This window comes from Devosia neptuniae (assembly GCF_025452235.1).
GTDB lineage: Bacteria > Pseudomonadota > Alphaproteobacteria > Rhizobiales > Devosiaceae > Devosia.
The window spans coordinates 1,774,899-1,799,067 of sequence record NZ_CP104965.1 but is presented as its reverse complement, the minus strand read 5'-3'; the positions used below and the strand labels follow the sequence as shown (position 1 = coordinate 1,799,067).

Annotated in this window: 27 protein-coding genes and 2 tRNA genes; 19 read left to right on the top strand and 10 right to left on the bottom strand. The window is 62.7% G+C overall.

Translation table 11 applies throughout. The features are described from left to right. Nucleotides 1-146: 146 nt before the first annotated feature. On the bottom strand, nucleotides 147-551 hold the full coding sequence (gene msrB / locus N8A98_RS11675; protein WP_262171506.1) for a peptide-methionine (R)-S-oxide reductase MsrB: 405 nt from the start codon (nucleotides 549-551) through the stop codon (nucleotides 147-149). Between the two features lie 106 nt (nucleotides 552-657). On the opposite strand from msrB, the gene N8A98_RS11670 reads away from it, so the two are divergent. Then, complete coding sequence (locus N8A98_RS11670) at nucleotides 658-1,272, top strand: pyridoxamine 5'-phosphate oxidase family protein (RefSeq protein ID WP_262171505.1); 615 nt, start codon at nucleotides 658-660, stop codon at nucleotides 1,270-1,272. Between the two features lie 12 nt (nucleotides 1,273-1,284). Here N8A98_RS11670 and N8A98_RS11665 read toward each other — a convergent pair whose 3' ends face one another. Next, nucleotides 1,285-1,881, bottom strand: coding sequence for an NADPH-dependent FMN reductase (locus tag N8A98_RS11665; RefSeq protein ID WP_262171503.1), 597 nt, complete (start codon nucleotides 1,879-1,881; stop codon nucleotides 1,285-1,287). 124 nt (nucleotides 1,882-2,005) lie between these two features. On the opposite strand from N8A98_RS11665, the gene N8A98_RS11660 reads away from it, so the two are divergent. The 4 genes from N8A98_RS11660 (at nucleotide 2,006) to N8A98_RS11645 (ending at nucleotide 3,698) form a co-directional block, all read left to right on the top strand. After that, entirely contained in the window at nucleotides 2,006-2,404 is a 399-nt protein-coding gene (locus tag N8A98_RS11660; protein WP_262171501.1) for a winged helix-turn-helix transcriptional regulator, read from the top strand. A gap of 94 nt (nucleotides 2,405-2,498) precedes the next feature. Further along, nucleotides 2,499-3,296, top strand: a complete 798-nt coding sequence (locus tag N8A98_RS11655) for a phosphodiesterase (protein ID WP_262171500.1) — start codon at nucleotides 2,499-2,501, stop codon at nucleotides 3,294-3,296. 222 nt (nucleotides 3,297-3,518) lie between these two features. Further along, a tRNA-Val gene (locus tag N8A98_RS11650) sits at nucleotides 3,519-3,593 on the top strand. Between the two features lie 30 nt (nucleotides 3,594-3,623). Further along, nucleotides 3,624-3,698 (top strand) — tRNA-Val (locus N8A98_RS11645). Between the two features lie 275 nt (nucleotides 3,699-3,973). Here the strand turns inward: N8A98_RS11645 and cpdR are convergent. Beyond that, complete coding sequence (gene cpdR / locus N8A98_RS11640; protein WP_035103227.1) at nucleotides 3,974-4,333, bottom strand: cell cycle two-component system response regulator CpdR; 360 nt, start codon at nucleotides 4,331-4,333, stop codon at nucleotides 3,974-3,976. Nucleotides 4,334-4,592: 259 nt separating this feature from the next. Here cpdR and N8A98_RS11635 point away from each other — a divergent pair, with 259 nt between their 5' ends. Together N8A98_RS11635 and hisN are read left to right on the top strand one after the other, a co-directional pair. Next, on the top strand, nucleotides 4,593-5,489 hold the full coding sequence (locus tag N8A98_RS11635; RefSeq protein WP_262171496.1) for an N-formylglutamate amidohydrolase: 897 nt from the start codon (nucleotides 4,593-4,595) through the stop codon (nucleotides 5,487-5,489). A 209-nt stretch (nucleotides 5,490-5,698) separates the two neighbouring features. Beyond that, on the top strand, nucleotides 5,699-6,484 hold the full coding sequence (hisN, locus tag N8A98_RS11630; RefSeq protein ID WP_262171495.1) for a histidinol-phosphatase: 786 nt from the start codon (nucleotides 5,699-5,701) through the stop codon (nucleotides 6,482-6,484). Nucleotides 6,485-6,524: 40 nt separating this feature from the next. Here the strand turns inward: hisN and N8A98_RS11625 are convergent, their stop codons facing one another. Next, nucleotides 6,525-7,499, bottom strand: a complete 975-nt coding sequence (locus tag N8A98_RS11625) for an alpha/beta fold hydrolase (RefSeq protein ID WP_262171493.1) — start codon at nucleotides 7,497-7,499, stop codon at nucleotides 6,525-6,527. A gap of 530 nt (nucleotides 7,500-8,029) precedes the next feature. On the opposite strand from N8A98_RS11625, the gene N8A98_RS11620 reads away from it, so the two are divergent. Beyond that, a complete protein-coding gene (locus N8A98_RS11620) occupies nucleotides 8,030-8,485 on the top strand; it encodes an Hsp20 family protein (protein ID WP_113123691.1) in 456 nt (151 codons plus the stop codon). A 71-nt stretch (nucleotides 8,486-8,556) separates the two neighbouring features. Here the strand turns inward: N8A98_RS11620 and N8A98_RS11615 are convergent, their stop codons facing one another. After that, complete coding sequence (locus tag N8A98_RS11615; RefSeq protein ID WP_262171491.1) at nucleotides 8,557-10,143, bottom strand: L-aspartate oxidase; 1,587 nt, start codon at nucleotides 10,141-10,143, stop codon at nucleotides 8,557-8,559. Nucleotides 10,144-10,220: 77 nt separating this feature from the next. Here N8A98_RS11615 and N8A98_RS11610 point away from each other — a divergent pair, with 77 nt between their 5' ends. Beyond that, nucleotides 10,221-10,673: a hypothetical protein gene (locus tag N8A98_RS11610; protein ID WP_262171489.1), complete on the top strand. Its 453-nt coding sequence runs from the start codon at nucleotides 10,221-10,223 to the stop codon at nucleotides 10,671-10,673. On the opposite strand, the gene nadA is transcribed toward N8A98_RS11610, so the two are convergent. Continuing rightward, nucleotides 10,670-11,737 carry a quinolinate synthase NadA gene (gene nadA / locus N8A98_RS11605; RefSeq protein WP_262171488.1) on the bottom strand — a complete coding sequence of 356 codons (1,068 nt, stop codon included), beginning with the start codon at nucleotides 11,735-11,737 and terminating at the stop codon, nucleotides 10,670-10,672. The two genes, N8A98_RS11610 and nadA, sit on opposite strands and share 4 nt — an antisense overlap. A gap of 122 nt (nucleotides 11,738-11,859) precedes the next feature. Here nadA and eda point away from each other — a divergent pair, with 122 nt between their 5' ends. From eda to N8A98_RS11570, 7 genes are all read left to right on the top strand, one after another. Then, nucleotides 11,860-12,495, top strand: a complete 636-nt coding sequence (eda, locus tag N8A98_RS11600) for a bifunctional 4-hydroxy-2-oxoglutarate aldolase/2-dehydro-3-deoxy-phosphogluconate aldolase (protein WP_262171486.1) — start codon at nucleotides 11,860-11,862, stop codon at nucleotides 12,493-12,495. Nucleotides 12,496-12,499: 4 nt separating this feature from the next. Next, complete coding sequence (locus tag N8A98_RS11595; protein WP_262171484.1) at nucleotides 12,500-12,868, top strand: winged helix-turn-helix domain-containing protein; 369 nt, start codon at nucleotides 12,500-12,502, stop codon at nucleotides 12,866-12,868. A 65-nt stretch (nucleotides 12,869-12,933) separates the two neighbouring features. Next, the gene (gene modA, locus N8A98_RS11590) at nucleotides 12,934-13,665 is read left to right on the top strand and encodes a molybdate ABC transporter substrate-binding protein (protein WP_262171482.1); all 732 of its coding nucleotides are present in this window, start codon (nucleotides 12,934-12,936) and stop codon (nucleotides 13,663-13,665) included. Nucleotides 13,666-13,679: 14 nt separating this feature from the next. After that, nucleotides 13,680-14,360: a molybdate ABC transporter permease subunit gene (gene modB, locus N8A98_RS11585; protein ID WP_262171481.1), complete on the top strand. Its 681-nt coding sequence runs from the start codon at nucleotides 13,680-13,682 to the stop codon at nucleotides 14,358-14,360. An 80-nt stretch (nucleotides 14,361-14,440) separates the two neighbouring features. After that, complete coding sequence (locus N8A98_RS11580; protein ID WP_113123703.1) at nucleotides 14,441-15,433, top strand: SPFH domain-containing protein; 993 nt, start codon at nucleotides 14,441-14,443, stop codon at nucleotides 15,431-15,433. Between the two features lie 9 nt (nucleotides 15,434-15,442). After that, nucleotides 15,443-15,895: an NfeD family protein gene (locus N8A98_RS11575; protein WP_262171479.1), complete on the top strand. Its 453-nt coding sequence runs from the start codon at nucleotides 15,443-15,445 to the stop codon at nucleotides 15,893-15,895. 96 nt (nucleotides 15,896-15,991) lie between these two features. Then, the gene (locus N8A98_RS11570; RefSeq protein ID WP_262171477.1) at nucleotides 15,992-17,281 is read left to right on the top strand and encodes an outer membrane beta-barrel protein; all 1,290 of its coding nucleotides are present in this window, start codon (nucleotides 15,992-15,994) and stop codon (nucleotides 17,279-17,281) included. 65 nt (nucleotides 17,282-17,346) lie between these two features. Here N8A98_RS11570 and galU read toward each other — a convergent pair whose 3' ends face one another. Beyond that, complete coding sequence (gene galU, locus N8A98_RS11565) at nucleotides 17,347-18,231, bottom strand: UTP--glucose-1-phosphate uridylyltransferase GalU (protein ID WP_113123681.1); 885 nt, start codon at nucleotides 18,229-18,231, stop codon at nucleotides 17,347-17,349. A 96-nt stretch (nucleotides 18,232-18,327) separates the two neighbouring features. On the opposite strand from galU, the gene galE reads away from it, so the two are divergent. From galE to N8A98_RS11550, 3 genes are all read left to right on the top strand, one after another. Beyond that, nucleotides 18,328-19,314 carry a UDP-glucose 4-epimerase GalE gene (gene galE, locus N8A98_RS11560; protein ID WP_262171475.1) on the top strand — a complete coding sequence of 329 codons (987 nt, stop codon included), beginning with the start codon at nucleotides 18,328-18,330 and terminating at the stop codon, nucleotides 19,312-19,314. Nucleotides 19,315-19,318: 4 nt separating this feature from the next. After that, complete coding sequence (locus N8A98_RS11555) at nucleotides 19,319-20,524, top strand: lytic murein transglycosylase (RefSeq protein ID WP_262171474.1); 1,206 nt, start codon at nucleotides 19,319-19,321, stop codon at nucleotides 20,522-20,524. Nucleotides 20,525-20,597: 73 nt separating this feature from the next. Then, nucleotides 20,598-21,758, top strand: coding sequence for an SGNH/GDSL hydrolase family protein (locus N8A98_RS11550; RefSeq protein WP_262171472.1), 1,161 nt, complete (start codon nucleotides 20,598-20,600; stop codon nucleotides 21,756-21,758). 60 nt (nucleotides 21,759-21,818) lie between these two features. Here N8A98_RS11550 and N8A98_RS11545 read toward each other — a convergent pair whose 3' ends face one another. The 3 genes from N8A98_RS11545 to N8A98_RS11535 are packed head-to-tail and all read right to left on the bottom strand — an operon-like array spanning nucleotide 21,819 to nucleotide 24,165. Next, complete coding sequence (locus N8A98_RS11545; RefSeq protein ID WP_262171471.1) at nucleotides 21,819-23,246, bottom strand: glutamate synthase subunit beta; 1,428 nt, start codon at nucleotides 23,244-23,246, stop codon at nucleotides 21,819-21,821. A gap of 9 nt (nucleotides 23,247-23,255) precedes the next feature. After that, nucleotides 23,256-23,855, bottom strand: a complete 600-nt coding sequence (locus N8A98_RS11540; RefSeq protein ID WP_262171960.1) for a glutathione S-transferase family protein — start codon at nucleotides 23,853-23,855, stop codon at nucleotides 23,256-23,258. Nucleotides 23,856-23,859: 4 nt separating this feature from the next. Then, nucleotides 23,860-24,165: a hypothetical protein gene (locus N8A98_RS11535; RefSeq protein ID WP_262171469.1), complete on the bottom strand. Its 306-nt coding sequence runs from the start codon at nucleotides 24,163-24,165 to the stop codon at nucleotides 23,860-23,862. Nucleotides 24,166-24,169: the final 4 nt, after the last annotated feature.

Here is a 24,169-nt window from a genome sequence, read left to right as displayed (position 1 = left end):
GGGTGCTTACAGCAACAACCCCTCATCCGCCCTTCGGGCACCTTCTCCCTCAAGGGGAGAAGGAAGAAAGCACCCACACCCAGATAAATAAAAACCCCCAGGGCTAACGCCCCGGGGGTTCCCAATCTCACTCAAATAACAATGGCTCACGCCTTGGGCCTAAACTCCAGTGCCACCCCATTGATGCAATAGCGCAATCCCGTCGGCGGCGGACCATCGGGGAACACGTGCCCCAGATGGCTGCCACACACCGCGCAATGGCATTCCGTCCGCACCATGCCATGAGAGCGGTCCGTCGTGGTCTCCACCGACCCCGGCAGCGGATCGTTAAAGCTGGGCCAGCCCGTGCCGCTCTCAAATTTCAGCGTCGATTCGAACAGCGGCGTGTCGCAGCCGGCGCAGGAAAACACCCCTGCCCGCTTTTCATAGAGCAGCGCGCAGCTGCCCGGCCGTTCGGTGCCGTGATTGCGCATCACCTGATATTGCTCGGGCGTCAGCTTGGCGCGCCATTCCGCATCGGTACGGGTCACCTTGAAGGCGTGGGTGTCCATGGCATTCCCCTTTTGTCTGTCTGTCACTGGGCACAGATATAGTATCTTCTTGCCCGCGCCGACACCCATCCGCCCCATCACGGCGGCGTGACCTTTCGAGACAATCATGACCACGATTCGCACGATCGAAGAGCTCGAAGCGCTCTATACCCCTGCTCCCGTTGCCGCCTCCACCGTCAAAGTGGCGCATAGGATGACGCCGCATTATCGCCGACTGATCGAGGCCAGCCCCTTTGCCGCTCTGGCCACCATCGGCCCCGAGGGCATTGATTGCTCCCCGCGCGGCGACCATCCCGGCTTCGTGCGCATTCATGACGACACCACGCTGATGATGCCCGATCGGCGCGGCAATAATCGCATCGATTCGTTGCGCAATATCGTGCGCGATCCGCGCGTCGCCTTCCTCTTCCTGCTCCCCGGCTCGGGCACCACGTTCCGCGCCAATGGCCGTGCCCATCTCAGCACCGATCCTGATCTGCTCGAGAGCTTTGCGGTGGATGGCAAACCGCCCCGCTCGGTCATCGTCATGGCCATCGACGAGCTCTATTTCCAATGCGCCCGCGCCATCATCCGCTCCGAATTGTGGAACCCGGCCCGCCACATCGATCCCAAGGCCCTCCCGACGCCCGGCGACATCCTCGCTGCCATGACCGACAATCAGGTGGGTGGCCAGACCTATGACCAGGCCTGGCCGGAGCGGGCCAAACAGACCATGTGGTGAGGACAAGGTCCGTCAGGCCGCAGTCTTCTGCGCCTCTTCGTCACGTCCGGTCTTGAGGGTTTTGGCATACCAGGCCAGTTCGTCCAGCATGGTCACCACGGTGGGGCTCAGATAGGGGAAATCGGCGAGTTCCTTGCCTTCGCGCATCAGCCCCAGCATCGGCTCCATGCCGATGTGGACGCCGTTCTTGGTCACCACCATGCTGAGTTCCACCGCCATCAGCCGCAATTGTTCCACCGCCCGCACGCCGCCCGCCGCGCCATAGCCTACAAAGGCTGCCGGCTTGCGACCCGGCTCGTAATAGAGATGGTCGAGTGCGTTCTTGAGCACGCCGGTGATGGACCGGTTATATTCGGCCGTTACGAAAATATAGCCATCAAGGCTCGCCATCTTGCCGGCCCAGGCCTGTTCGACAGCGCCGTCGAGTGGAGCAAAGCGGGGCGATACCTCCACCTCGTAGAATCCCAGCGGATAGTCGCGCAGGTCGATGACTTCGAACGACAGGTCGGTGCGGCCCTGGGCCAGCTCATGCACCCAGCGCGCGATGCGCTCGCCCAGGCGCCCCTTGCGGGTCGTGGAAATGATGATGCCGATCTTGGGCTGGGTCATGAAATGTCTCTATTTTTCAGTGAAGGTACGAATGGGAAGCTGGTCACAAAGGGTAACCGACCCTATAATCGTGCTTGTCCAATACCCGCACAAGACGGCACTATTTCTTCACCCGAGGCACGCAATGGTTAGTCTGGTCACCCGCGGGGAACCGCATAGCTTTGCCGAATGCAACCAGGCCGCGGTGCCCGTTGCTGACGTACTCAGCCGGATCGGCGGCAAGTGGATGATCTATGTCATCATGGCGCTGACCCGTGGCCCCATGCGCTTTTCCGACCTCAGGCGGCAGGTTGACGGCATTTCCCAGAAGATGCTGACGCAAACGCTGCGCGACCTGGAGGAAGACGGCCTGGTAACCCGCAAGGTCACCCCGATCATTCCGCCACGTGTCGATTACGAATTGACCGTAATCGGCATGGAATTGCGCGGGCCCCTTGCAGCGATCGCCGAATGGACCGAGCGCAACGGCGACGCCATCGCGGCGTCCCGCGCCCGCTATGCCGCCGAGCGCGGCGTCGCCTGATCCGACCCGCCGCCGCAGCGGCAGAAGCCAACTGTCACGCCCCAGTCATCCTCTCCAGCTACGAGGTCGCCAAACCGACCAAAAGGCAAAAAGAATGACCCTGAAATTCGTGGTGATGAGTGACCTGCATCTGCTGCCCGAGGGCGAACTATCTCTGACGCTCGACACCTCCGCGCGCCTCGAACGCGCGGTCGATGAAGTGATCGCCCGCTATGGCGACGCCGATTTCTGCGTACTGGCCGGCGATCTCGCCGATACCGGCAATCCGGCCGCCTATCAGCGCCTCAAAACCATTATCGCGCGCCTGCCCATCCCGGTGCATATCACCTTGGGCAATCACGACGACCGCCCCACCTTCCTCGACAGTTTCGGCGCCCATTTCGCCGCCGAAACCGGCAAGGTCGACAAGATCATCGACATCAAGGGCTACCGCATCATCCTGCTTGATTCGTCCGAACCCGGCCGGGTCGATGGCGTGCTCGAAGCCGCCCAGATCGACTGGCTCACCGCCCGCCTCGCCGAGGCGCAGGACCGCCCGATCATCGTGATTCTGCATCACAATGCCAATGCCCTGCATATCCACGCCGATACGATCCGCATTCTCGAGCCCGATGCCTTCATCGCCGCCCTCAAGACCCATCCCGATATCCGCCAGGTCATTGCCGGCCATGTGCATCTGACCTCGACCGCCATCTGGCACGGCCTGCCCTTCACCACCCTGGCCGGCGGACATTATTCGGTCAGCTTCGACGTCGACCGTCCCGAGGCCCCGCTCCACCGCCTCGAAGGCCCCGGCCAGATGGCCGTCGTCGTCGGCACACCAGACCGCACCACCGTGCTGTTCGACGATTTCATCAACGGCAATGCAATCATCGATACGGTTCGCGAGTGATTATTTTCGTCCGTATCCCTCCCAACCACATGTCATCCCGGCGCAGGCCGGGGTCCATGCTGAGGGATACGGGCGACCGCCACACGTCAATCGACGATGCAAAACCATCCCCGCCTCACCCTCTTTCCACAAAGCCCAAACTAGCCTCTTGACCCCTGTCGGGGTTTTATGGTCTATCCGCGCCACTGGACAGGCTTTACGGCTTTTCCTTCCCGGAGAGATGGGCGTATAGCTCAGCGGGAGAGCACCTCGTTGACATCGAGGGGGTCACAAGTTCGATCCTTGTTACGCCCACCATCTCTCTAAAGACTTTCGCCTGATGGCGATGGGAGTATAGCTCAGCGGGAGAGCATTCGCTTCACACGCGAAGGGTCACAAGTTCAATCCTTGTTACTCCCACCATTTCCCTTCTTTTGATTTTTGCAGCCATCCCTCGCATTGCTGGCGCACGCCCCCTCATCCGCCCTTCGGGCACCTTCTCCCACAAGGGGAGAAGGAAGGCCCCGTGGTTGGGTTAAACGCGCAGCCAACCCTCGCCCCTTGTGGGAGAGGGACCGACCTGACGCGTTCAGCGGAAGGTCAGGGTGAGGGGTGCGATCTCCCCGCAAATACCAGTCTAAGCCCAAAAACAAAATCCCCGCTTTCGCGGGGATTACTCAAATCAACAGTGCTTGGTTTCAAGCGGCCAACAGCCGCTCAACCTCATTGACCAGATCCTTCAAATGAAACGGCTTGCTCAATACCGAGGCATCCTTGGGCGCGTCGCTATCAGGGTTCAGCGCCACCGCAGCAAACCCGGTGATGAACATCACCTTCAGATCGGGGTCCAGTTCCGTCGCCCGGCGGGCCAGTTCGATTCCGTCCATTTCCGGCATCACGATATCGCTGAGCAGCAGGGCAAATGGCTCTTCGCGCAGGCGTTCATAGGCCGATAGCCCATTATCGAAGCTCACCACGTCATAGCCCGCGTTCTTGAGCGCGCGCGTCAGGAACTGGCGCATGTCATTGTCATCTTCGGCGAGCAGGATTCGCTTCATCAAATCTCTCCGGCAGTCCGGCTTGGGTGGCATTTCTGGGCAACTGGCTCAAGGTGATATCACCTTTCGGACGAATCCGCGCTGCCCCATAAAATATGCCACGATGTTTAAGCGAGTTTTGCGCTTTGACAACCACAGCACGATTTCAGCTCGCAATTTTGCGACAATCTGGACAATTCCCCGACAAAGCGCCAAACTGGCCGCAAATCATTGCTGCGCCCCGTAACTTTTGCGGGGGCAGACAATTGGGGGAGGCATAGTGCGGTCCGACTATTGGGATCAGCCGGCGTTCGAAACCATCCGTCCGAGGCGGTTGGTTGCGCCACTCGTGTTCAATTCTGCCCATTCTGGCCGCGTCTATCCCGACCGCTTCCTCGCCATGACCCGGCTCGATCACCTCTCCATCCGCCAGTCGGAGGATGCCTGGGTCGATGAATTGTTCGGCCGCGCCCCCCATTTGGGCGCTCCCATGCTGCGCGCCCATTTCCCGCGTGCCTATCTCGATGTCAATCGCGAACCCTGGGAGCTCGATCCCACCATGTTCGTCGAGCCCCTGTCGGACCGGTTCAACACCACTTCGCCCCGCGTTGCGGCGGGCCTGGGCACGCTGGCCCGCGTGGTCGCTGAGAACAAACCCATTTATCGCGAGCGCCTGACGCTGGATGATGCGCGCATGCGCATCGAGGGGATTTACCACCCCTATCACGCCGCCCTGCAAAAGCTGCTCAGCGAGGCCATATCAGCCTTTGGCGTGGCCGTGCTGATCGATTGCCATTCCATGCCCCGCATCACCCGCACCGCCGAGCGCGCCGCGCCCGATATCGTGCTGGGCGATCGCTATGGCACCACCTGCGCGCCGGGACTGGTCGATCTGGTCGAAACCATCTTTGCCGGCGCCGGCCTCAAGGTCGCCCGCAACCGCCCCTATGCTGGAGGCTTTGCCACTCGCTCCTACGGCCGCCCCCAGCATGGCGTGCATGCCCTGCAAATCGAAATCAGCCGCCACCTCTATATGAACGAGGTGACTCTGGCCAAAAACGAAGATTTCGATGCCACCAGAGCCCTGCTCGAACGCCTGATCTTCGCCCTGATCGGCCTCGACCTCCCCGCTCTGGTCGGCACCCCACCCCTCCCGGAAAAAACCGCCGCAGAATAGTTTCCGCCCCCTATTCCCACCCGCTCCGCAAACTCCTATTCCTCCCACAATGTCATTCCCGCGAAAGCGGAAACCTCCGTTTTCTTCCGTCCCGCACGGCGCAATTCCCACCTCACCCCCACCATGCTATCAACGCCCCCAATCCCTCAGTAGACCTCATGGTGAGCTTGTCGAACCACGAGGTCGTGGCACGATCCCCGGACCCATTCATGCCCCCCGACCTCGCCAAAATCGAAGCCACCCTGCTCGCCGCCGCCGACGCCGCCGCAACATGCACGCTGCCCCTGTTCCGCACGTCGCTGGCCGTGGACAACAAGCTCAGCCAAGGCTTCGACCCCGTCACCGAGGCCGATAAATCAGCCGAAACCGCCATCCGCGCCGTCATCGCCGAGGCATTCCCCGATCACGCCATTATCGGGGAAGAATGGGGCACCTCGGGCAACAGCGAATATTGCTGGATCATCGACCCGGTCGATGGCACCCGTTCGTTCATTTCCGGCGCCCCCGTCTGGGGCACGCTGATCGGCTTTGCCCATAATGGCGTCGCCATTGCCGGCCTGATGAGCCAGCCCTTCATTGGCGAAACCTTCCTCGCCGTGCCCGGCCGCGCCACCTATCGCCGCGCTGGCGCAGCCCAACCCATTCGCACCAGCGGCCAGACCGAACTGGCGCAGTCTCGTGTTTTCACCACCACGCCGAACCTGTTCCTCGGCGAACACTGGCCCAAATGGCAAGCCATGGAGTCAGCCACGCGCCTGCAACGCTTCGGCATGGATTGCTACGGCTATGCCCTGCTCGCCGCCGGCCACGCGGACCTCGTCATCGAGCCCTCCCTCAACACCTATGACATTGCCGCGCTCGTCCCCATCATCCGGCAAGCCGGCGGCGCCATCGCCTGCTGGGACGGCAGCGAACCCACCGGCGGCGGCGATGTGGTGGCCGCGGCTACTCCCGAGCTTCTGGAAAAAGCCCTGGAATTGATCAACGCGGCCTGAGGGGCACGGCCTCGTCCAGCCTGATGCCAACGGCCGAAACCTAAACCGTTAAATCCGTAATAAACGCATCGAACGCGGCCAGAACCTGCCCGCGGATCGTGTCGTTTTCCATGAACAATTCATGCCGCGCACCGCCCACCAGCAGATGGTGGCCCGTGCGCATGCGCAGCCCCAACCGTTCGATCGCCGCAGTCGACACCACTTCGTCCCGCGCTGCCGCCAGCATCAGCACCGGGATTTTTATCTGCCCCGGAAAATCGTCCCGGCCCGCCTTCGCCATCGCCCCCATGGCCGCCGCCGCCCAGCGAATGGTGGGCGATCCGGTCTCCAATCCCGGCTGCGCCTTGAGCGCGTCGATCATCCGCATATAGCGCAGCATGTCCGAGGTCAGCGGATTGCCCGGAAAGGTCAGTTCGCTTGCCGGCCTGTCCGCCCGGCGCCGCACCGGCAGCCGCCCGAGCCCCACAAAGCTCAGCGTCTCGGTCAGCCGCGCCATGCCCGCCATGCTCAGTGGCTGGTTGTCCAGCGCCAGCATGGGCGCCGACAGGAACATGCGCTCGAACATCATGCGGTCGCGCGTGCCCGCATTGAGGCACACCAGCCCGCCCATGGAATGGCCCACCAGGTAATAGGGCGGCGGGCAATCGGGCAGCAGAATCTGCCCATGAAAGCTCTTGAGATCGGTCCAGTAATCATCGAACCGGTCGACATAGCCCAGGCTCTGATTGCCGATCAGCCGCTCCGAGCCGCCCTGCCCACGCCAGTCGAAGGTCGCCACGGCAAAGCCCCGCTTGCGGAAATCCGCAACCGTCTCGAAATACTTTTCGATGAATTCGGCCCGCCCCTGCACCAGGCATATCGTGCCCCGCGGCGCGCCCTGCCCCTTGGGCCAGATCGCATAGCGCAGCCGCACCTTGTCCTCAGTGGCAAAATACCCCGCCCGCACGCCGTCCGGCACCGGATTGGACGCAATATTGACCAGCTCGGGTCCATCGGGATCGACAGTAATGGTCATGAAGAACAATCACCTCTCTGGTCCATCCTGCATAGCGGCAGACCACCATTGCTGGGAAGCATTTCTGCTTTGGACGAGCCGAAAATGGTGGTGATCGAGAACCGGAGCGGAGCGTACATCGGTACGTGAGCACCGGAAGCGCAGAGCACCGCTATTTGCAGACCCTCAAAAGCAGAAAGGCACCCAGCAAAAAAAGAAGACCAGCGGCCTGGTGGGGGACGCTGGTCTCTTTTTTTAGGTGCGGTCCATGCGGGGGGCGGATGATGGACCGCGGGGCGTATTCAAGATGTCTCCTGAACACGAGATAAGCTCTACGCCCCCCTGCCTGAACCAAACCGGACGGGCCCGTTCATTTTCGGTTCATAATTCATTCAGCTTCGGGGCTCTTGAACCATTTCGCCCTCTCCCTACATCTTGTTGGCCCGCCGGAAATCCGGGGGCCCCGACCTGCCGATCATGCCGTTCGCCTAATGCTGGGAACGCTTGTGCAGACCACCGGGAGATCCACGTTGCTCACAGGAGAATGTGACATGCAGACCATCGATTTTTCCCCCTTCTACCGTTCCACGGTCGGCTTTGACCGTCTGTTCAACCGCCTCGATACTTTGAGCGGCCAGGAAACCAAGACCTACCCGCCCTACAATATCGAGCGCACCGGCGAGGATGCCTATCGCATCTCCATCGCCGTGGCCGGTTTCTCCAATGGCGATATCGCCATCGAAACCAAGGAGAACAGCCTCGTGGTCAAGGGCGCCAAGCCCCAGGAGAGCGCCGAGAAGGCCCGTGAATTCCTCCATCGCGGCATTGCCGAGCGCGCCTTCGAGCTGCGCTTCCAGCTGGCCGACTATGTCGAGGTTCAGGGCGCCACGCTCGAAAACGGCCTGCTCCATCTCGAACTGAAGCGCGAATTGCCCGAAAGCAAAAAGCCGCGCCAGATCGCGATCAACGGCGCCGCCGCCTCCATCGAGGACAAGTCCGTCAACTAATCGCCTCCTCCCGAGACGAGAAAAAGCGCGGTCCGCAAGGGCCGCGCTTTTTTGCGTCCGGGACTGCGAACCTAAGCGCCGGACCGGATTTCCAGTGCTTCTTCCAGCGTCATCGTGGTGTGGTGCTCCCAGCTTTCATTGGTCTGGGGATAGTCGGTCCGGAAATGGCCGCCCCGGCTTTCGGTGCGCTTGAGGGCCGCGGCGGCGACCATGGTGGCCGAGGTGGTCATATTGAGATAGGCGCGGGTGACGTGCTCGGCATTGGCTTCGAGCGTGGCAATGGCGCGCAGGGCCTGCTTCAGGCCCTCGGCATCACGCTCGACCCCGACCAGATCGGTCATTATATGGCGCAATTGCTGCACGGCAGGCAGGTTGCGCAGCACCTGTTCGGCCTTTTCGCCTTCGGCTTCATCCCATTCGATGCCCTTGAACGGGGCGAGCGAGCGGACGGGTTCGAGCCCGCCAATATCCTCGGCAATGCGGGCGCCATAAACGGTGGCTTCGAGCAGGGAATTGGACGCCAGGCGATTGGCGCCATGCAGGCCCGTGCAGCTGGCTTCGCCACAGACCCAGAGGCCCGGGAGCGAGGAGCGGCCACGTTCATCGACCTTGACGCCGCCCATGTGAAAGTGGGCGGCCGGGGTGACCGGGATCATGCCAGCGACCGGATCGATGCCGGCATCGAGGCAATATTTGGCGACGGTGGGGAAGCGGGTGAGGATGGCCTCGCCCAGCACTTTGCGGGTGTCAAGGAACACCTTTCGGCCGGCCTGGATCTGGCGGAAATTGGCGCGGGCGACGATGTCGCGCGGGGCGAGTTCCGCATCAGGATGGATGGCGGGCATGAAGCGCTCGCCCAGATCATTGACCAGGATTGCCCCTTCCCCACGCAAAGCCTCGGTGGCCAGCGGGGCCGGATCGGCGCCGGTGGCGATGGCGGTGGGGTGGAATTGCACGAATTCGGCGTCGGCGATCAATGCCCCGGCCCGGGCCGCCATGCCCATGGCGTGGCCGCGCACGCCGGGCGGATTGGTGGTGACGGCATAAAGCCCGCCCAGGCCCCCAGCGGCGAGGATGGTAGCGCGGGCGCGGATGAAGACAGGCTCGGAATAGCGGTCGCCCAGCTTGCGGCAGAAGACGCCGACAATGCGGCCATTGTCGCGGGCGAGGCTGAGCGCGGTAATGCCTTCGACGACGCGGATCGAGGGGGTGCGGCGCACTTCGGCAATCAGCGCCTGCATGATGGCCCAGCCGGCGCGATCGCCCTCGACCTTGACGATGCGATTGGCTGAATGGGCGGCTTCGCGGCCCAGCGCGAAATTGCCGAAATCATCGCGGTCAAAGGGCGTGCCCCAGCGGGCCAGATCCTCGATGCGCGCGGCAGCTTCAGCGGTAACGCTTTCGGCCGTGCCATGGTCGACAATGCCGGCGCCAGCCATTTCGGTATCGACGGCATGGGCGTGCGAACTGTCGCCCTTGCCCACGGCCGCCGCGACGCCCCCTTGTGCCCAGGCCGAGGAGGCCCCGGTGCCGAGCGGCTTGGGCGAAAGCACCGTCACCGGCCGGGGCGCCAGCTTGAGCGCGGTGAACAGACCCGCCAGACCGGCGCCGACGATGAGTGCGCCATCGGCGTTAAGCGTGTTGTCAAAGGTGGTCATGGCCGGGCTCCGCCCTGTTCTCAAGATACGTATTCTTGCCTAAGGTCAGGTCCGTAGCAGGGCTGGGACCGCGACAGATGGCAAGTTCGGATAAGGAAAATGCGTTCGGTGAATTCGCCCAGCAGGGTTTTGCTGCTGCGCCGTCTCTGGATGCCTATGAATCTGTGTATCGGCTGGTGTTGACCGCGTATAGCTACCGCTGCGCATTGACCGGCGAGCAATTCCAGCCCGATATCGGTCTCATTCACCCCCATCTCGAAGTCATCGCCATCCGCCCGCGCGATGCCGGCGGGCCGCTGCAGATCAACAATTACCTGGCCCTTGAAGAACACGCGGCCCGCGCCTTCCGGGCCGGGCTGTTTCTCGTCGAAGACGATTACGCCGTCGTCGTCCCCAATCCCGATGCCTTGCCCCGCGCACTCGCGATCCGCCTGCACACCAGCGGGCGCCTCGTGGTGCCTGTCGAACCATTGTTCCAGCCGAGCCCCGCCCATCTGGCGTTTCATCGGCGCAGCGTGCTCGGCGCTTAGTCGCCCTTTCGGCTCATCTCGATCATGCGTTCCACCGCCAGCCGCGCTGGGGGAATGATGTCGAGAGGAACAGTGACTTCTTCGGTCATGGTGTGGAGCGACCAGAGCACGTTTTCGAGGTTAATCCGCTTCATGTGGGGGCAGATATTGCAGCCGCGCAGGAAATCGACGCCGGTGGTTTCGCTGGCCACATTGTCCGACATCGAGCACTCGGTGACCATGACGACGCGGGCGGGGCGTTCGGTCTTGACCCAATCGATCATGGCGGCGGTCGAGCCGGCAAAGTCCACTGCGTCGATCACTTCGGGCGGGCATTCGGGATGGGCGATGATCTTGGCCGTGGGATAGGCGTGGCGCAATTCGGCAATGTCGTCGGCGGTGAAGGTCTCGTGCACTTCGCAGGCGCCGGCCCAGGTGATGATTTTCTTATGCGTCTTTTTGGCGGTGTTTTGCGCCAGATATTGATCGGGGATCATGATCACCGTGTCGCCCTCGACGCGATTGACGATGTCGAGCGCGTTCGAGGAAGTGCAGCACACATCGGTCACCGCTTTGACGGCGGCGGAGGTGTTGACATAGGTCACCACGGGCACGCCGGGATACATGGCGCGCATGGCCATGACATCTTCGACGGTGATCGAGGAGGCAAGCGAGCAGCCGGCGCGGCTATCGGGGATCAGCACCGTCTTGCTCGGGTTGAGCAGCTTTGACGTCTCGGCCATGAAGTGCACGCCGCATTGCACGATGACCGATTGGGTGACCTTGGTTGCCTCGATCGCCAATTGCAGGCTATCGCCCACGATATCGGCGACGCCGTGATAGATCTGCGGGGTCTGGTAATTATGCGCCAGAATGACCGCGTCCTTTTCCTTCTTGAGCCGGTTGATCTCGAAAATCAGCGGCGCATAGAAGGGCCATTCAATGGCGGGAATCTTGTCCTTGACCCGATCAAACACACTTTCCGTGGCCTGCTCGACGGCCTTGGAAAACTTGAGATCGAAATTCCGGGCCAGAATGGCGCGCGCTTCGTCCAGCGGCGTTGTAGCGTTGATCGTCTGAACCATACTGGCCTCCCAATGGTGGGGCGGAACCTAGGGATTATTTGACGGCTTTTCAATGAACGGGGTTGCGGGAATTTTTCCATGCGCCTAACCGTTCCTCAACGTTCCCCTCGAGAGGCCGAGCCATGCCGCAAGACGCGTCCGCCATCCGTTCCATCCTGTCGCTGGCTCCGGTCGTGCCGGTGATCATTCTCGATGACGTGTCCCAGGCACGGCCGCTGGCCGAGGCGCTGGTGGCGGGCGGGTTGCCGATCCTCGAGGTCACGCTGCGCACGCCCAATGCGCTCAAGGTGATGGAAGAAATGGCCAAGGTCACCGGCGCCATTGTCGGCTCGGGTACCGTGCGCAATGCGACCCATATGAAGCAGTCGGTGGATGCCGGTTGCCGATTCATGGTGTCGCCGGGGATTTCCCCGCGCATTCTCGACGCCGCCGACGATATCGGCATTCCCCTGCTCCCCGGCATTGCCACGCCCAGCGAAGCCATGACGGCGGCCGAGCGCGGCTATAGCTTCCTCAAATTCTTCCCGGCCGAAGCCAATGGCGGCGCCCCGGTGCTCAAGGCTTTTGCCTCGCCCCTGCCCGACATCACCTTCTGCCCCACGGGCGGCATCGACCCGGCCAAGGCCAAGATTTATCTGGGTCTGTCCAATGTGATCTGCGTGGGCGGCAGCTGGATCATGCCGGCGGATGCGCTGGCGGCCAATGATTTTGCCCGCATCGAAGCGCTGGCGCGTGAGGCGGCCGCGCTGCGCGGCTAGACCCATGGCCGACGTGCCCGAAGACGGCCTCAGCCATCTCCGTGTCACCCTGAGCGAAACGGCCTATCTGGGGCCGGGCCGGGCGGATCTCTTGGAATTGATAGGCAGCACCGGGTCCATCTCGGCCGCCGGCAAGGCTATGGGGATGAGCTATAAGCGGGCCTGGGGGCTGGTGCAGGCGCTCAATGAAGGCTTTGGCATTGTGCTTGTCGAATCCAGCCGCGGCGGGGCGGCGCAGGGTGGGGCGCAGTTGACCGAGGCCGGACGGGCCGTGCTGGGGCATTATCGGCAGATGCAGGACAAGACACGGGCGGCGATTGCCGGGGATGTCGTGGCGCTGCGCGCCATTCTCGATATGGCGCCGCGGAAATAACGCTTGCGGGACGGGCTTGGCTTTGCCAAAACCGATATGGTTTTTAGAACATATCGGAGCTGTCGATGAAGCGCGTTTTCCTGGGCACACTTCTGGCCGGATTGCTGGTCTCTAGCGCCGCCCACGCCGACAGTGCCAGCGTGGCTGTCGCTGCCAATTTTACCAAGGTCGCTGAAGAGCTGGCGGTGCTGTTCAAGGCCGAGACGGACCATGATCTGGTGCTCAGCTTCGGGGCGACCGGGCAGCTTTATACCCAGATCACCCAGGGCGCGCCGTTCGAAATCCTGCTGGCGGCCGATGATGAGCGGCCCACCAAGGCGGTGACGGACGGGTTCGGCGTGGATGGCACGGTGTTCACCTATGCCATCGGCACGCTGGCGCTGTATTCGACCTCGATCGACGTGACTGACGGGGAAGCGGCGCTCAAGGGGCCGTTTGAAAAGCTCGCCATCGCCGATCCGGAAGCCGCGCCCTATGGCCGTGCGGCGGTGGAAGCACTGACGGCGCTGGGGATTTATGATGCCGTGCAGCCCAAGATCGTGACCGGCGAGAACATCAGCCAGACGCTGCAATTTGTCGAAAGCGGCAATGCCGAATTGGGCTTTGTCGCGGCCAGCCAGGTGGTGGGCAAGCAAGGCGTGTGGATCGTGCCGGCTGACCTTTACGAGCCGATCCGGCAGGACGCGGTGCTGCTCAAGACCGGCGAGGCCAATCCGGCAGCGACGGCGTTCATTGATTTCCTCAAGAGCGACAAGGCCGTGGCCGTGATAAAAGCCGCAGGCTACACCGTCGAATAAACGGAGCCGACAGGATGAGCCTTGCCGAAATCTGGCAGCCCGTCAGCCTGACGCTGAGCCTGGCGGCCATCAATACGCTCATCCTGCTGCTGGCAGGCACGCCGATTGCCTGGTGGCTGGCGCGCAGCCAGAGCCGGTATCGTGAAATGGTGGGGGCGGTGGTGTCGATGCCGCTGGTGCTGCCCCCAACCGTGCTAGGCTTCTATCTGTTGCTGGCGCTCGGCCCCAATGGGCCGGGCGGCTGGATTGCCGGGCTCTGGGGCGGACGCACGCTGGCCTTTTCGTTTACCGGCCTCGTCATCGGCTCGTTCTTTTATTCCCTGCCCTTCATGATCCAGCCGCTGCGCAATGCCTTTGCCGCCATCGGCAATGAGCCGCTGGAAGCCGCATCGAGCCTGGGCGCCAGCAATTGGCAACGCTTCTGGCGGGTCGTGCTGCCACTGGCGCGGCCGGGCTACATTACCGGGGCGGTGATGACCTTTGCCCATACGGTGGGGGAATTTGGCGTCGTGCTGATGATCGGCGGCAATATTCCGGGCCAGACCAAGGTGATCGCCATCGCGCTCTACGACTATGTCGAGCGGCTGCAATGGGGCAATGCCCACGTGCTGGCGCTGGGCATGGTCATCTTTGCCTTTGTGGTCATCGCGGTGACGCTGACGGTGGACCGGCGGCTGAACACGCCCATGCCTTAAGGGCCAATCGCCGGAACTGATTGCTCAAAGGGACGCGCCTGCATAATGTCGCCGCCATGAAGAATAAGGGAGAATCGCTGATGGAAATCACCAACGGCTTTGCGCTGGATGGGCTCAGCATCACGCTGATCGGCCTGGGCATTCTGGCGCTGCTGGTCTTGTTTGCCGGGGCCAAGACGGTGCCGCAGGGCTTTAATTACACCATCGAGCGGTTCGGCAAATATACCCGCACCCTCAAACCCGGCCTCAATCTGATCGTGCCGTTCATCGATACGGTGGGCAAAAAGATCAATGTCATGGAGCAGGTGCTCGACGTTCCCCACCAGGAAGTCATCACCCGCGACAATGCCTCGATCACGGCCAATGGCGTGACTTTCTACCAGATTCTGGATGCGGCTGCGGCGGCCTACGAAATCTCGGGGCTCGAAAACGCCATCCTCAACCTCACCATGACCAATATCCGTACCGTGATGGGCTCGATGGACCTCGATGAGCTGCTCAGCCATCGCGACGAGATCAATGAGCGCCTGCTGCGCGTGGTCGATACGGCCGTGTCGCCCTGGGGTATCAAGATCACCCGTATCGAAATCAAGGACATCGATCCGCCCAAGGATCTGGTGGATTCCATGGGCCGGCAGATGAAGGCCGAGCGCGAGAAGCGTGCGGCCATTCTTGAGGCCGAAGGGCGCCGCCAATCGGCCATCCTGCAGGCCGAAGGCGCCAAGCAGGCCCAGGTGCTGGAAGCCGAGGGCCGCAAGGAAGCCGCGTTCCGCGACGCCGAGGCGCGCGAGCGTTCGGCCGAGGCTGAAGCGCGCGCAACCCAGATGGTGAGCGACGCCATTGCCGGGGGCAATGTGCAGGCCATCAACTATTTCGTGGCCAATAATTACATCAAGGCGCTCGAAGCCATCGCCACTTCGCCCAACCAGAAAATCCTGATGCTGCCGGTGGAAGCCTCCAGCGTGATCGGGGCGATTGGCGGCATTGCCGAAATCGCCAAGGAAACCTTTGGCGGCGGCGCTCCGGCGGCGGCACGGCCGAGCCGCCCACCGTCGACGGGTTCCTCGCAATAGGAGGCTTAGATGCAGGTCGTGCAGTTCATTGCCGACTATGGCCCGTGGTCCTGGATCGTTGCCGGGCTGATCCTGCTGGCGCTTGAGCTGGTGGTGCCCGGCGGCTTTCTGCTGTGGATGGGGGTGTCCGGGCTGATTGTGGGCCTGCTCACCCTATTCCAGCCGATCGGCTGGCCGCTGCAATGGCTGATCTTTGGCGCATTGTCACTGGTGACGATCTTCCTGTGGACCCGTTGGAGCCGTGGCCGCGAGACGGCCAATGACAGCCCCTATCTCAACCGCCGGGCCGATCGCTATACTGGCCAGGAAGCCGTGCTGGAACAGCCCATTGCGGGCGGCTTCGGGCGGATCGTGCTGGGAGATTCGGTGTGGCGCGTCGCCGGACCGGACCTGCCCGTTGGCGCGCGGGTGCGGATTGTCGGCAGCGATGGCGCCGTGCTCAAGGTCGAGCCGATTTCCTGACGGCGGCAGCAAACTTTCGTTAACCATAAGATGAAAGGATTGGGTAAGGCCCGGACTTTCATCGTCGCGGGCTGATTTCAGCTGGCGGAGCGGACCTTGCCCTGGCGCATACGGCAATCGGGACAATGGGCCGGCGCTTTTGCGCTTGGCCTTGCCTGCCTTGTCGCGCCGGCCATGGCCGGTTCCGAGCGTCCCGCCGGAGATGGCTCAGGCACCGACAATCAGCGGCTATTGCCCGATATCTATCCCGCTGCCGGCCCGGTATTGGCCGATGGCAGCGGCGTTCCCGAGCCCTATGATCCATTCTTCGACGTCGATTGGTCGGTGGCGTTGCGTGGCACCTATACCCAGAACGCCGAACGAGAGCGCTTCGACACGCGGCTGGTGCCCAGCGTAACGCTGAACCATGTGGGCTCCCGCTCGGCCATTGGCCTCGATGCGGAAGCCGAAGTGACCCGGCCCGATGACGGGCAGATCGATGTTACCGCCTTGCGGCTCAACCTGTCGGGCGATTACGCGCTCGATCGGGAAACCCTTGCCTCGGCCGACGCCAATTTCTCCCTCACGCAGGACCTGCCCGGCATGCCGGGCGTCGCCAGCAATATCGCCGACCCGCCACAGCGCATTTCCGGCGGCGTCGAGTTTGGCGTGACCCGCAAGTTCGGCCGCTTCAATCTGGGCGTGACCGGGGCCGTGCAGCGCAGCGTCTATGGGGAAACCGGCCTCGTGGATGGCAGCGTGATCGACAATGCCGACCGCGCCGTCTGGGCGCTGGATTCCGGCTTGCGGCTGGGTTTCCAGATGACGCCGATCTTTGAAGTCTTCGGCCGGGCGGGCCTGGGCCGTGACATGTTCGACCATCCTTCCTCGGTCCTGCTGATCAAAACCGATGCCAATGAAGCCAGTATCGAGGCCGGCGTCACCGGGCGCTGGAGCAGCGTCTGGCAGGCCACGGCCTCGACCGGTCTCAACCTGCGCCGCTTCGACGAGGCAAGCCTGGGCGAGGTCGTCACTCATCTCTACAACGCCAGCGTCACCTTCACCCCCGACGAGCGCTGGAGCGCGACCGGTACGCTATCGACCAGCGTCGAGCCGCCCGGCCCCACTTCGGCCGGCACCACCGCGGTGCGCTATGCAGCAAGCGGCGAGATCGGTTATGCGGTCAATTCCTGGCTGGCGCTCCGCGCCTCGGCCGATTGGAGCACGACGCGTTACGAGGGCAGTTCCGAGACCAAAGATGGCAACGGCTATGGCCTGGGTGCCGATTATCAGCTCGGCCCGCATACGACGGTGTCGGCCGATTACGACTTTTCCCATAGCGACAGCACCACGGATGGCGTTGAAGACAGCCACCGCATCATGGTCGGGCTGACCGTCTCGCGCTGATTTGTCGCAGGGATGTGCCTGGGGATTTAGCGGCGGCCCGGTCGTGAGCGACCGGGCCAGTCTGCCTAGAAATGCGCGCCCAGATCGAGCTTCTGCAATTCCTTGAGGAAGCCGTCGCGGATGTCGTCGCGGTCCAGCGCATAGACCACATTGGCGGTCAGAAAGCCGATCTTGGAGCCGCAGTCAAAGCTCTTGCCCTGGTATTTGACGCCGGTGAAGGGCTGGGTATGCATCAGGGTCTGCATGGCGTCGGTGAGCTGGATTTCTCCACCCGCGCCCTTGGGCTGGTCGGCCAGCAGCGAGAACACTTCGGGCTGCAGGATATAGCGGCCTGAAATGATGAGGTTGGACGGGGCTTCTTCCACCTTGGGCTTTTCCACCATGCCGGTGACGCGGAACCCATTATCCTCGCCTTCGCCACGGGCGATGACGCCATAGGAGGACACTTCGGCGGGCGGTACTTCCTCGACGGCGATGACATTGCCGCCGGTTTCTTCATATGCGTCCATCATCTGGCGCAGCACGCCCGGCTCGCCCTTGAACAGCATGTCGGGCAACAGCAGGGCGAAGGGATTGTCGCCCACGATGTCGCGGGCGCACCAGACCGCGTGGCCCAGGCCCAAAGGCTCCTGCTGGCGGGTGAAGCTGGTGCGGCCGGCCGAGGGCAGGTCCTTGCGCAACTCACTGAGCGCATTGTTTTTACCGCGAACCTCGAGCGTGGTTTCCAGCTCGAACTGGCGATCGAAATGGTCCTCGATGACGCCCTTGTTGCGACCGGTGACGAAGACGAAGTGCTCGATACCAGCCTCGCGTGCCTCATCGACCGCATACTGGATCAGTGGGCGGTCCACTACCGTCAACATTTCCTTGGGCATTGCCTTGGTGGCCGGCAGGAACCGGGTGCCGAGGCCTGCGACAGGAAACACGGCCGTTCTTACGCGCTTTGGCAAATCGGGAACTCCATTTGAGTGGCAGGGGTAAAGCTATCTCAAGACATGCAGTATATCATCAGGGCAAAATTGCGTTCTCAAGACAGGAGTTACGGTATGACGGTACTGGTTACGGGCGGCGCTGGCTATATCGGCAGCCATATGGTGCTCAACCTCACCGACGCCGGGGAAGACGTGGTGGTGCTGGACAATCTGGTCACCGGTTTTGACTGGGCCATCGACGGGCGCGCCAAATTCGTCCAGGGCAATGCCGGCGATATCGACTTCGTGCTGAAGCTGATCGAAACCCACAAGATCACCGAGATCGTGCATTTTGCCGGCTCCATTGTGGTCCCCGAATCGGTTGCCGATCCGCTAAAATATTACGGCAATAATACTGCCACTTCTCGCAATCTGATCGAAGCGGCCGTCAAGGGCGGGGTCAAGCATTTCATTTTCTCCTCGACGGCTGCCGTCTATGGCATGACCGGTCTGGCGCCCGTGGTGGAAACCACCCCGCTCAACCCTATGTCGCCTTATGGCCGCTCCAAGCTGATGACCGAATGGATGCTATCCGACGTGGCGGCAGCGCACCCCATGACCTATGGCGTGCTGCGCTATTTCAACGTGGCCGGCGCCGATCCGGGCAAGCGCAGCGGGCAATCGACGCCTTTGGCGACGCACCTGATCAAGGTGGCGTGCCAGACGGCGTTGGGTCAGCGCGCCAAGATGGATATTTTCGGCACCGATTACGAAACGCCGGATGGCACCTGCGTGCGCGACTATATTCACGTCACCGACCTGATCGCAGCCCATGCGCTGCTGCTCAAGCATTTGCGCGGCGGTGGCGACAGCACCACGCTCAATTGCGCCTATGGGCAGGGCTATTCGGTGCGCCAGGTGGTCGATACGGTCAAAGCCGTGTCGGGTGTCGATTTTCTGGCCGAGGAAGGCCCGCGCCGGCCGGGCGATCCGGCTTCGATCACCGCGACCGGCGAGAAGGTGCGCTCCCTGCTCGGCTGGGTGCCCCAGCATGATGATCTCAACGAAATCGTCCAGTCGGCCTATGATTGGGAGCGGCATCTGATGGTGAGAAATAGGTAAGCCCATGGTTCGCCTGATCGGGCTGTTTCTGCTGCTGATGGTCGCCTCCGTTCAGGCGCAGCCGGTCGAGAGCTTTGCTAGCTTCGTCGCCAATTTCCGCGCCAAGGCTCTGGCTGCGGGGGTGAGCGCGGCCACCTATGATGCGGCCATGACGGGGCTGACGCCCGACCCGCGGGTGCCGGACCTGGTCACCAGCCAGCCCGAATTCACCACGCCGATGTGGGACTATATCGAGGGCCGGGTGACCGCGGGGCGGATCGAGCGGGGCAAGGCGGCGCTGACACGCAATGCCGATCTCTTCAGCAGTGTCGGGCAGCGCTACGGCGTTGATCCCTATGTGCTGGGTGCCATCTGGGGCATGGAAACCGATTATGGCACCGTGCTGGGCAATGCCAGCCTGATCCGCCCCATCGTGCGGTCATTGGCGACGCTGGTGCATCAGCAGCGGACGCGGCTGGTGGAGGATGAGGCCGACCTGATCGGAGCGCTGCTTTTGGTGCAGCGCGGGCCGCTCGACGCATCCCATCTGGTCGGGTCCTGGGCCGGGGCGATCGGGCATTTGCAGGTCAATCCGAGCAATGTGGTGGCGCATGGCACTGACGGGGATGGCGACGGGCGGATCGACTTGCACAATTCGCTGGCCGATGCCCTGGCGACATCAGCCAAATTCCTGCGCGATCTGGGCTATCAGCCCGGGGTGGATTGGGGCTTTGAGGTCGTTTTGCCGGCGGGATTTGATTATCTGCTGGCCGATCGGGAGCAGTTGCGGCCCGTCTCGTTCTTTGCCGAGCGCGGGGTGACGCGGGCCAATGGGCGGGCTTTTGCCGATGCACGCACGCCGGTATTCCTCTATGTGCCGGCGGGCAAGGACGGCCCGAAATTCCTGATGACGGGGAATTATCTGGTGCTCAAGGGCTATAATTTCTCCGATAGCTACGCCATGAGCGTGGCGCATATGACCGACCGGCTCAAGGGCGGCGGCAGCTTCGTGCAGGATTGGCCGCGCAGTACCGCCTTCCCGAATCTGGCGCAGCGCAAGGCCATTCAGCAGGCGTTGATCGATCTGGGGCTCTATCGCGGGGCCGTGGATGGACGGATCGGGCCGATCAGCCAGGCGGCCTATGCGCGGTTCCAGGCGGCGCGGGGCGAGGTAGCCGATGGCTTTATCACCCGGGCGTCCTATGAAGCACTGGCGGCCGCGACGCGGTAACATTGGGGCGACAGGCGTGGGTTTTGCCGCCCGGCTTTGCTAGAACGGCCAAGAAGCATGCGTGGGACTGAAAATGAAGCGGCTTGTTGTGGCAATCATGGTGGCTCTGCTCGTCCTGATCGACGTGGCGCCGGCCTTTGCCCAGAACGATACGCTGGTGGTGGCTCAGCAGCAGCGGCGCCGGACGCTGTTTGATCTGCTGTTTGGCGATGACCAGCCGCAGGCGCCGGTGGAGCAGCCGCGCCAACAGCCCCGCCAGCAACCGCGTTCGCAGCCGTCGGCACCGCGGGCCAGCCTGCCGCCACCCAAGCCGCAGATCGAGAAGGCGGCTGACGCTACACGGCTGGCGGTGTTCGGGGATTCGCTAGCGGTGGACCTGGCCAAGGCGCTGGAGCGGTTTTATGCCGAGGACCCCAATCTGGTGGTGATCGGCCAGGGCGTGGGCTCGTCGGGCTTTGTGCGGGCCGATTATTTCGACTGGGACAAGGCGATTGGCGAGCAGATTGCCGCCGACAGTTTTGATCTCGCCGTGGTCATCATGGGGATCAACGACCGGCAGGATATCGGCTCCTATGCGGCGCTGAGCGAGCCGTGGAATGCGGCCTATCAGGCGCGGATTGCCGATTTTCTGGGGCAGCTCAGGGCGGCGCGCAAGCCGGTGATCTGGGTGGGATTGCCGCCCATGGCCAAGGGCGATTATTCGACCGCGATGACGCAGATCAGCAATATCCAGAAACTGGCCAGCTTCTCTGGCGGTGCGGAATTCCTTGATATCTATGAGAGATTTCTGGGCGAGGACGGCAAATATTCCTCCTATGGGCCTGATGTCAGCGGGCAGAATGCACTGATGCGCAAGGATGACGGCATCCATTTTTCGGCGGCTGGCGCGGATAAACTGGCATTCTACCTGAGCCAGACCATCCGCACCTTCTACCGCGGCAGCGGAGTGAGTGTGGCAGTGGGCGATCCGCTGCTGGGAACCGATGCTGCGGCCATGTTGCGCCCGCCTTATCAAGGGCTTGGGCAGATCCGGCTGCTTGAAGTGGCGGGCGCGGTGATCCCGCTGAGCCGGGCGCCGCAGCGGGCCGGGGAGCTGCTGACCGCGGCAGGTGCGCCTGCGGCACCGGCCTTTACCCTGGATGAATTGGTGGCCGCGCCGATCGGGCGAGTGGATGCGTTCGGGGTGGGCATCGATCCGACGGCGAGCCCGGCGCAGAATGCCAGCGGGCGCTAAGCCTCGGCAATTGCGGCATCTTATAGCGAAATGGGGCAGCCTGGGCTGCCCTATCATTTCTTAGCGCGGCAGGTCCGTCTTGCCCATCAGATCAAAGTCGATGGAGCGGGCGGCCTGGCGGCCTTCCCGGATCGCCCAGACGACCAGCGACTGGCCGCGGCGCATGTCGCCGGCGGCGTAGACCTTGGGGACGGTGGTCTTGTAGCTCAGCGTGTCGGCGAAGAGATTGCCGCGCTTGTCGAGCTGGGCGCCGAGCTCGGTCAGCATGCCTTCGTGGATCGGATGGGCGAAGCCGATGGCCAGCAGAACCAAGTCCGCTTTGATAATAAACTCAGTGCCTGCAATGGGTTGGCGCTTGCGATCGACGCGGGCGCATTCGACGCCGGTGACCTGGCCCTTGGCATTGCCGATGATCTTCATCGTGCCGGCAGCGAATTCGCGGATGGCGCCTTCGGCCTGGCTGGACGAGGTACGCATCTTGACCGCCCAATTGGGCCAATTGGTCAATTTGTTCTCAAGCTCGGGCGGCTGGGCGCGCACGTCGAGCTGGGTCACGGCGATGGCGCCCTGGCGAAAAGACGTGCCAACACAGTCACTTGCGGTATCGCCGCCACCGACCACGACGACATGCTTGCCCGCTGCCGTGAGCTGGATTTCTTCGCTCACATCCTCGCCGCCCAGGCGCCGGTTCTGCTGCACGAGGAAGGGCATGGCGAAGTGGACGCCATTGAAATGGGTGCCTTCGGCGTCGACATCACGGGGCTTTTCCGAGCCACCGGCGAGCAGCACCGCGTCGTGCTTCTGCTGCAAATCGGTTAGCGGAGTGTTAACCCCGACATTGACACCATAGTGGAAAGTGACACCCTCGGCTTCCATTTGGCTGACGCGGAAGTCGATATGGTCCTTCTCCATCTTGAAGTCGGGAATGCCATAGCGCATCAGGCCACCGGCCTTGGGCTCGCGTTCATAGACATGAACATCGTGACCGGCGCGGGCGAGCTGCTGGGCGGCCGCCAGACCTGCGGGACCGGAGCCGACAATGGCGACCGACTTGCCGGTCTTGGCCTTGGGCAGCTGTGGCTTGACCCAGCCCGAGCGGATGGCGCGGTCGGCAATGGCCTGTTCCACCGTCTTGATGGCGACGGGGGTATCTTCGAGATTGAGCGTACAGGCTTCCTCGCAGGGGGCGGGGCAGATGCGACCGGTGAATTCGGGGAAATTGTTGGTCGAGTGCAGGTTGCGCGCCGCCTCTTCCCAATCGCCATTATAGACGAGGTCATTCCAGTCCGGGATCTGGTTGTTGACCGGGCAGCCGGTATCGCCATGGCAGAAGGGAATGCCGCAATCCATGCAGCGCGCCGCCTGATCGACCACGCGGCCTTCCGACATTGGCACGGTGAATTCGCCGAAATGGCGGATGCGATCGGAAGCCGGTTCGTACCGGGGCTCTTCACGCTCGATCTCGAGGAAACCTGTTACCTTACCCATATCGTGCCCCTAATTCGCTGCCGCTACGGCAGGTAGTTCGAGTTCTTGTTCGCAGGCCGCAATCCAGCGCAACAGCGCGGGCCGCCCAGATAAATCAAAGCCGGCTTCGGGAGCCAGGCGGGTGTAGGCCAGTAGAGCAATGTCGGCAATGCTCATGGTGTTCCCGACCAGGAACGTGCTGCCGGCCAAGGCCTGTTCCAGCCGGTCGAGCGCCTTGTTGGCGCGGGCCACCAGATCCGCGTCCAGGGTCGCAAAGGTCTGGCCATTGTAGCGGATACGGGAGCGCGCCACCGCCACCGTCGGCTCGTGGCTATATTGTTCCCAGAACAGCCATTCGTCCACCTTGGCGGCCTCATAGGCATCACTGGGAATGAAGCGGGAGCCCAGCGCCAGATAGCGCAGGATGGCATTGGACTGCGCCAAGGGACGGCCATCGTCGAGCACGACGACGGGAACCTGGCCGGCAGGATTGAGCGCCAGAAATTCCGGCGTCGCCGTGGCGCCGGTCCTGGCAATGACATCGTGCCAGACATAGGGCTGGCCGAGCGCGTCAGCGATGTACTTGACCTTGAGGCAATTGCCTGACGCAAGGTCGCCATAGATTTGCATCATGTTACTTCAACAGGTCTTCGGAGTAGCGTTCGCACTTGGCGTCGACGAACTCGGCTCCGGAAAATTCGGGAATGGCCATCTGCTCGACCTGCCGCTTGAAGGTGGGCAGAACGTCGCGAATTTGCGAGCGGCAGTCAGCCAGGCTCAGGCCCTCGGGGGCCGTGAACAGCAGCGGTTTGAGGGTCCCGTCGGTCAGTTTGTACTGCAGGACGATCGCCGCCTCGGGCGCTGCCATGACTGGGCCAGTGACCACTGTCACCGCCAACACAGCAGCGAGTAGCGGGACGAGTCTGTTTGCCTTCGTCATGCTG

Coding starts and splice junctions, on each gene's coding strand:
- msrB (WP_262171506.1), bottom strand. CDS start 551: ATGGACACCCACGCCTTCAAGGTGACCCGTACCGATGCGGAATGGCGC.
- N8A98_RS11670 (WP_262171505.1), top strand. CDS start 658: ATGACCACGATTCGCACGATCGAAGAGCTCGAAGCGCTCTATACCCCT.
- N8A98_RS11665 (WP_262171503.1), bottom strand. CDS start 1,881: ATGACCCAGCCCAAGATCGGCATCATCATTTCCACGACCCGCAAGGGG.
- N8A98_RS11660 (WP_262171501.1), top strand. CDS start 2,006: ATGGTTAGTCTGGTCACCCGCGGGGAACCGCATAGCTTTGCCGAATGC.
- N8A98_RS11655 (WP_262171500.1), top strand. CDS start 2,499: ATGACCCTGAAATTCGTGGTGATGAGTGACCTGCATCTGCTGCCCGAG.
- cpdR (WP_035103227.1), bottom strand. CDS start 4,333: ATGAAGCGAATCCTGCTCGCCGAAGATGACAATGACATGCGCCAGTTC.
- hisN (WP_262171495.1), top strand. CDS start 5,699: ATGCCCCCCGACCTCGCCAAAATCGAAGCCACCCTGCTCGCCGCCGCC.
- N8A98_RS11625 (WP_262171493.1), bottom strand. CDS start 7,499: ATGACCATTACTGTCGATCCCGATGGACCCGAGCTGGTCAATATTGCG.
- N8A98_RS11620 (WP_113123691.1), top strand. CDS start 8,030: ATGCAGACCATCGATTTTTCCCCCTTCTACCGTTCCACGGTCGGCTTT.
- N8A98_RS11615 (WP_262171491.1), bottom strand. CDS start 10,143: ATGACCACCTTTGACAACACGCTTAACGCCGATGGCGCACTCATCGTC.
- N8A98_RS11610 (WP_262171489.1), top strand. CDS start 10,221: ATGGCAAGTTCGGATAAGGAAAATGCGTTCGGTGAATTCGCCCAGCAG.
- nadA (WP_262171488.1), bottom strand. CDS start 11,737: ATGGTTCAGACGATCAACGCTACAACGCCGCTGGACGAAGCGCGCGCC.
- eda (WP_262171486.1), top strand. CDS start 11,860: ATGCCGCAAGACGCGTCCGCCATCCGTTCCATCCTGTCGCTGGCTCCG.
- N8A98_RS11595 (WP_262171484.1), top strand. CDS start 12,500: ATGGCCGACGTGCCCGAAGACGGCCTCAGCCATCTCCGTGTCACCCTG.
- modA (WP_262171482.1), top strand. CDS start 12,934: ATGAAGCGCGTTTTCCTGGGCACACTTCTGGCCGGATTGCTGGTCTCT.
- modB (WP_262171481.1), top strand. CDS start 13,680: ATGAGCCTTGCCGAAATCTGGCAGCCCGTCAGCCTGACGCTGAGCCTG.
- N8A98_RS11580 (WP_113123703.1), top strand. CDS start 14,441: ATGGAAATCACCAACGGCTTTGCGCTGGATGGGCTCAGCATCACGCTG.
- N8A98_RS11575 (WP_262171479.1), top strand. CDS start 15,443: ATGCAGGTCGTGCAGTTCATTGCCGACTATGGCCCGTGGTCCTGGATC.
- galE (WP_262171475.1), top strand. CDS start 18,328: ATGACGGTACTGGTTACGGGCGGCGCTGGCTATATCGGCAGCCATATG.
- N8A98_RS11555 (WP_262171474.1), top strand. CDS start 19,319: ATGGTTCGCCTGATCGGGCTGTTTCTGCTGCTGATGGTCGCCTCCGTT.
- N8A98_RS11550 (WP_262171472.1), top strand. CDS start 20,598: ATGAAGCGGCTTGTTGTGGCAATCATGGTGGCTCTGCTCGTCCTGATC.
- N8A98_RS11545 (WP_262171471.1), bottom strand. CDS start 23,246: ATGGGTAAGGTAACAGGTTTCCTCGAGATCGAGCGTGAAGAGCCCCGG.
- N8A98_RS11540 (WP_262171960.1), bottom strand. CDS start 23,855: ATGCAAATCTATGGCGACCTTGCGTCAGGCAATTGCCTCAAGGTCAAG.
- N8A98_RS11535 (WP_262171469.1), bottom strand. CDS start 24,165: ATGACGAAGGCAAACAGACTCGTCCCGCTACTCGCTGCTGTGTTGGCG.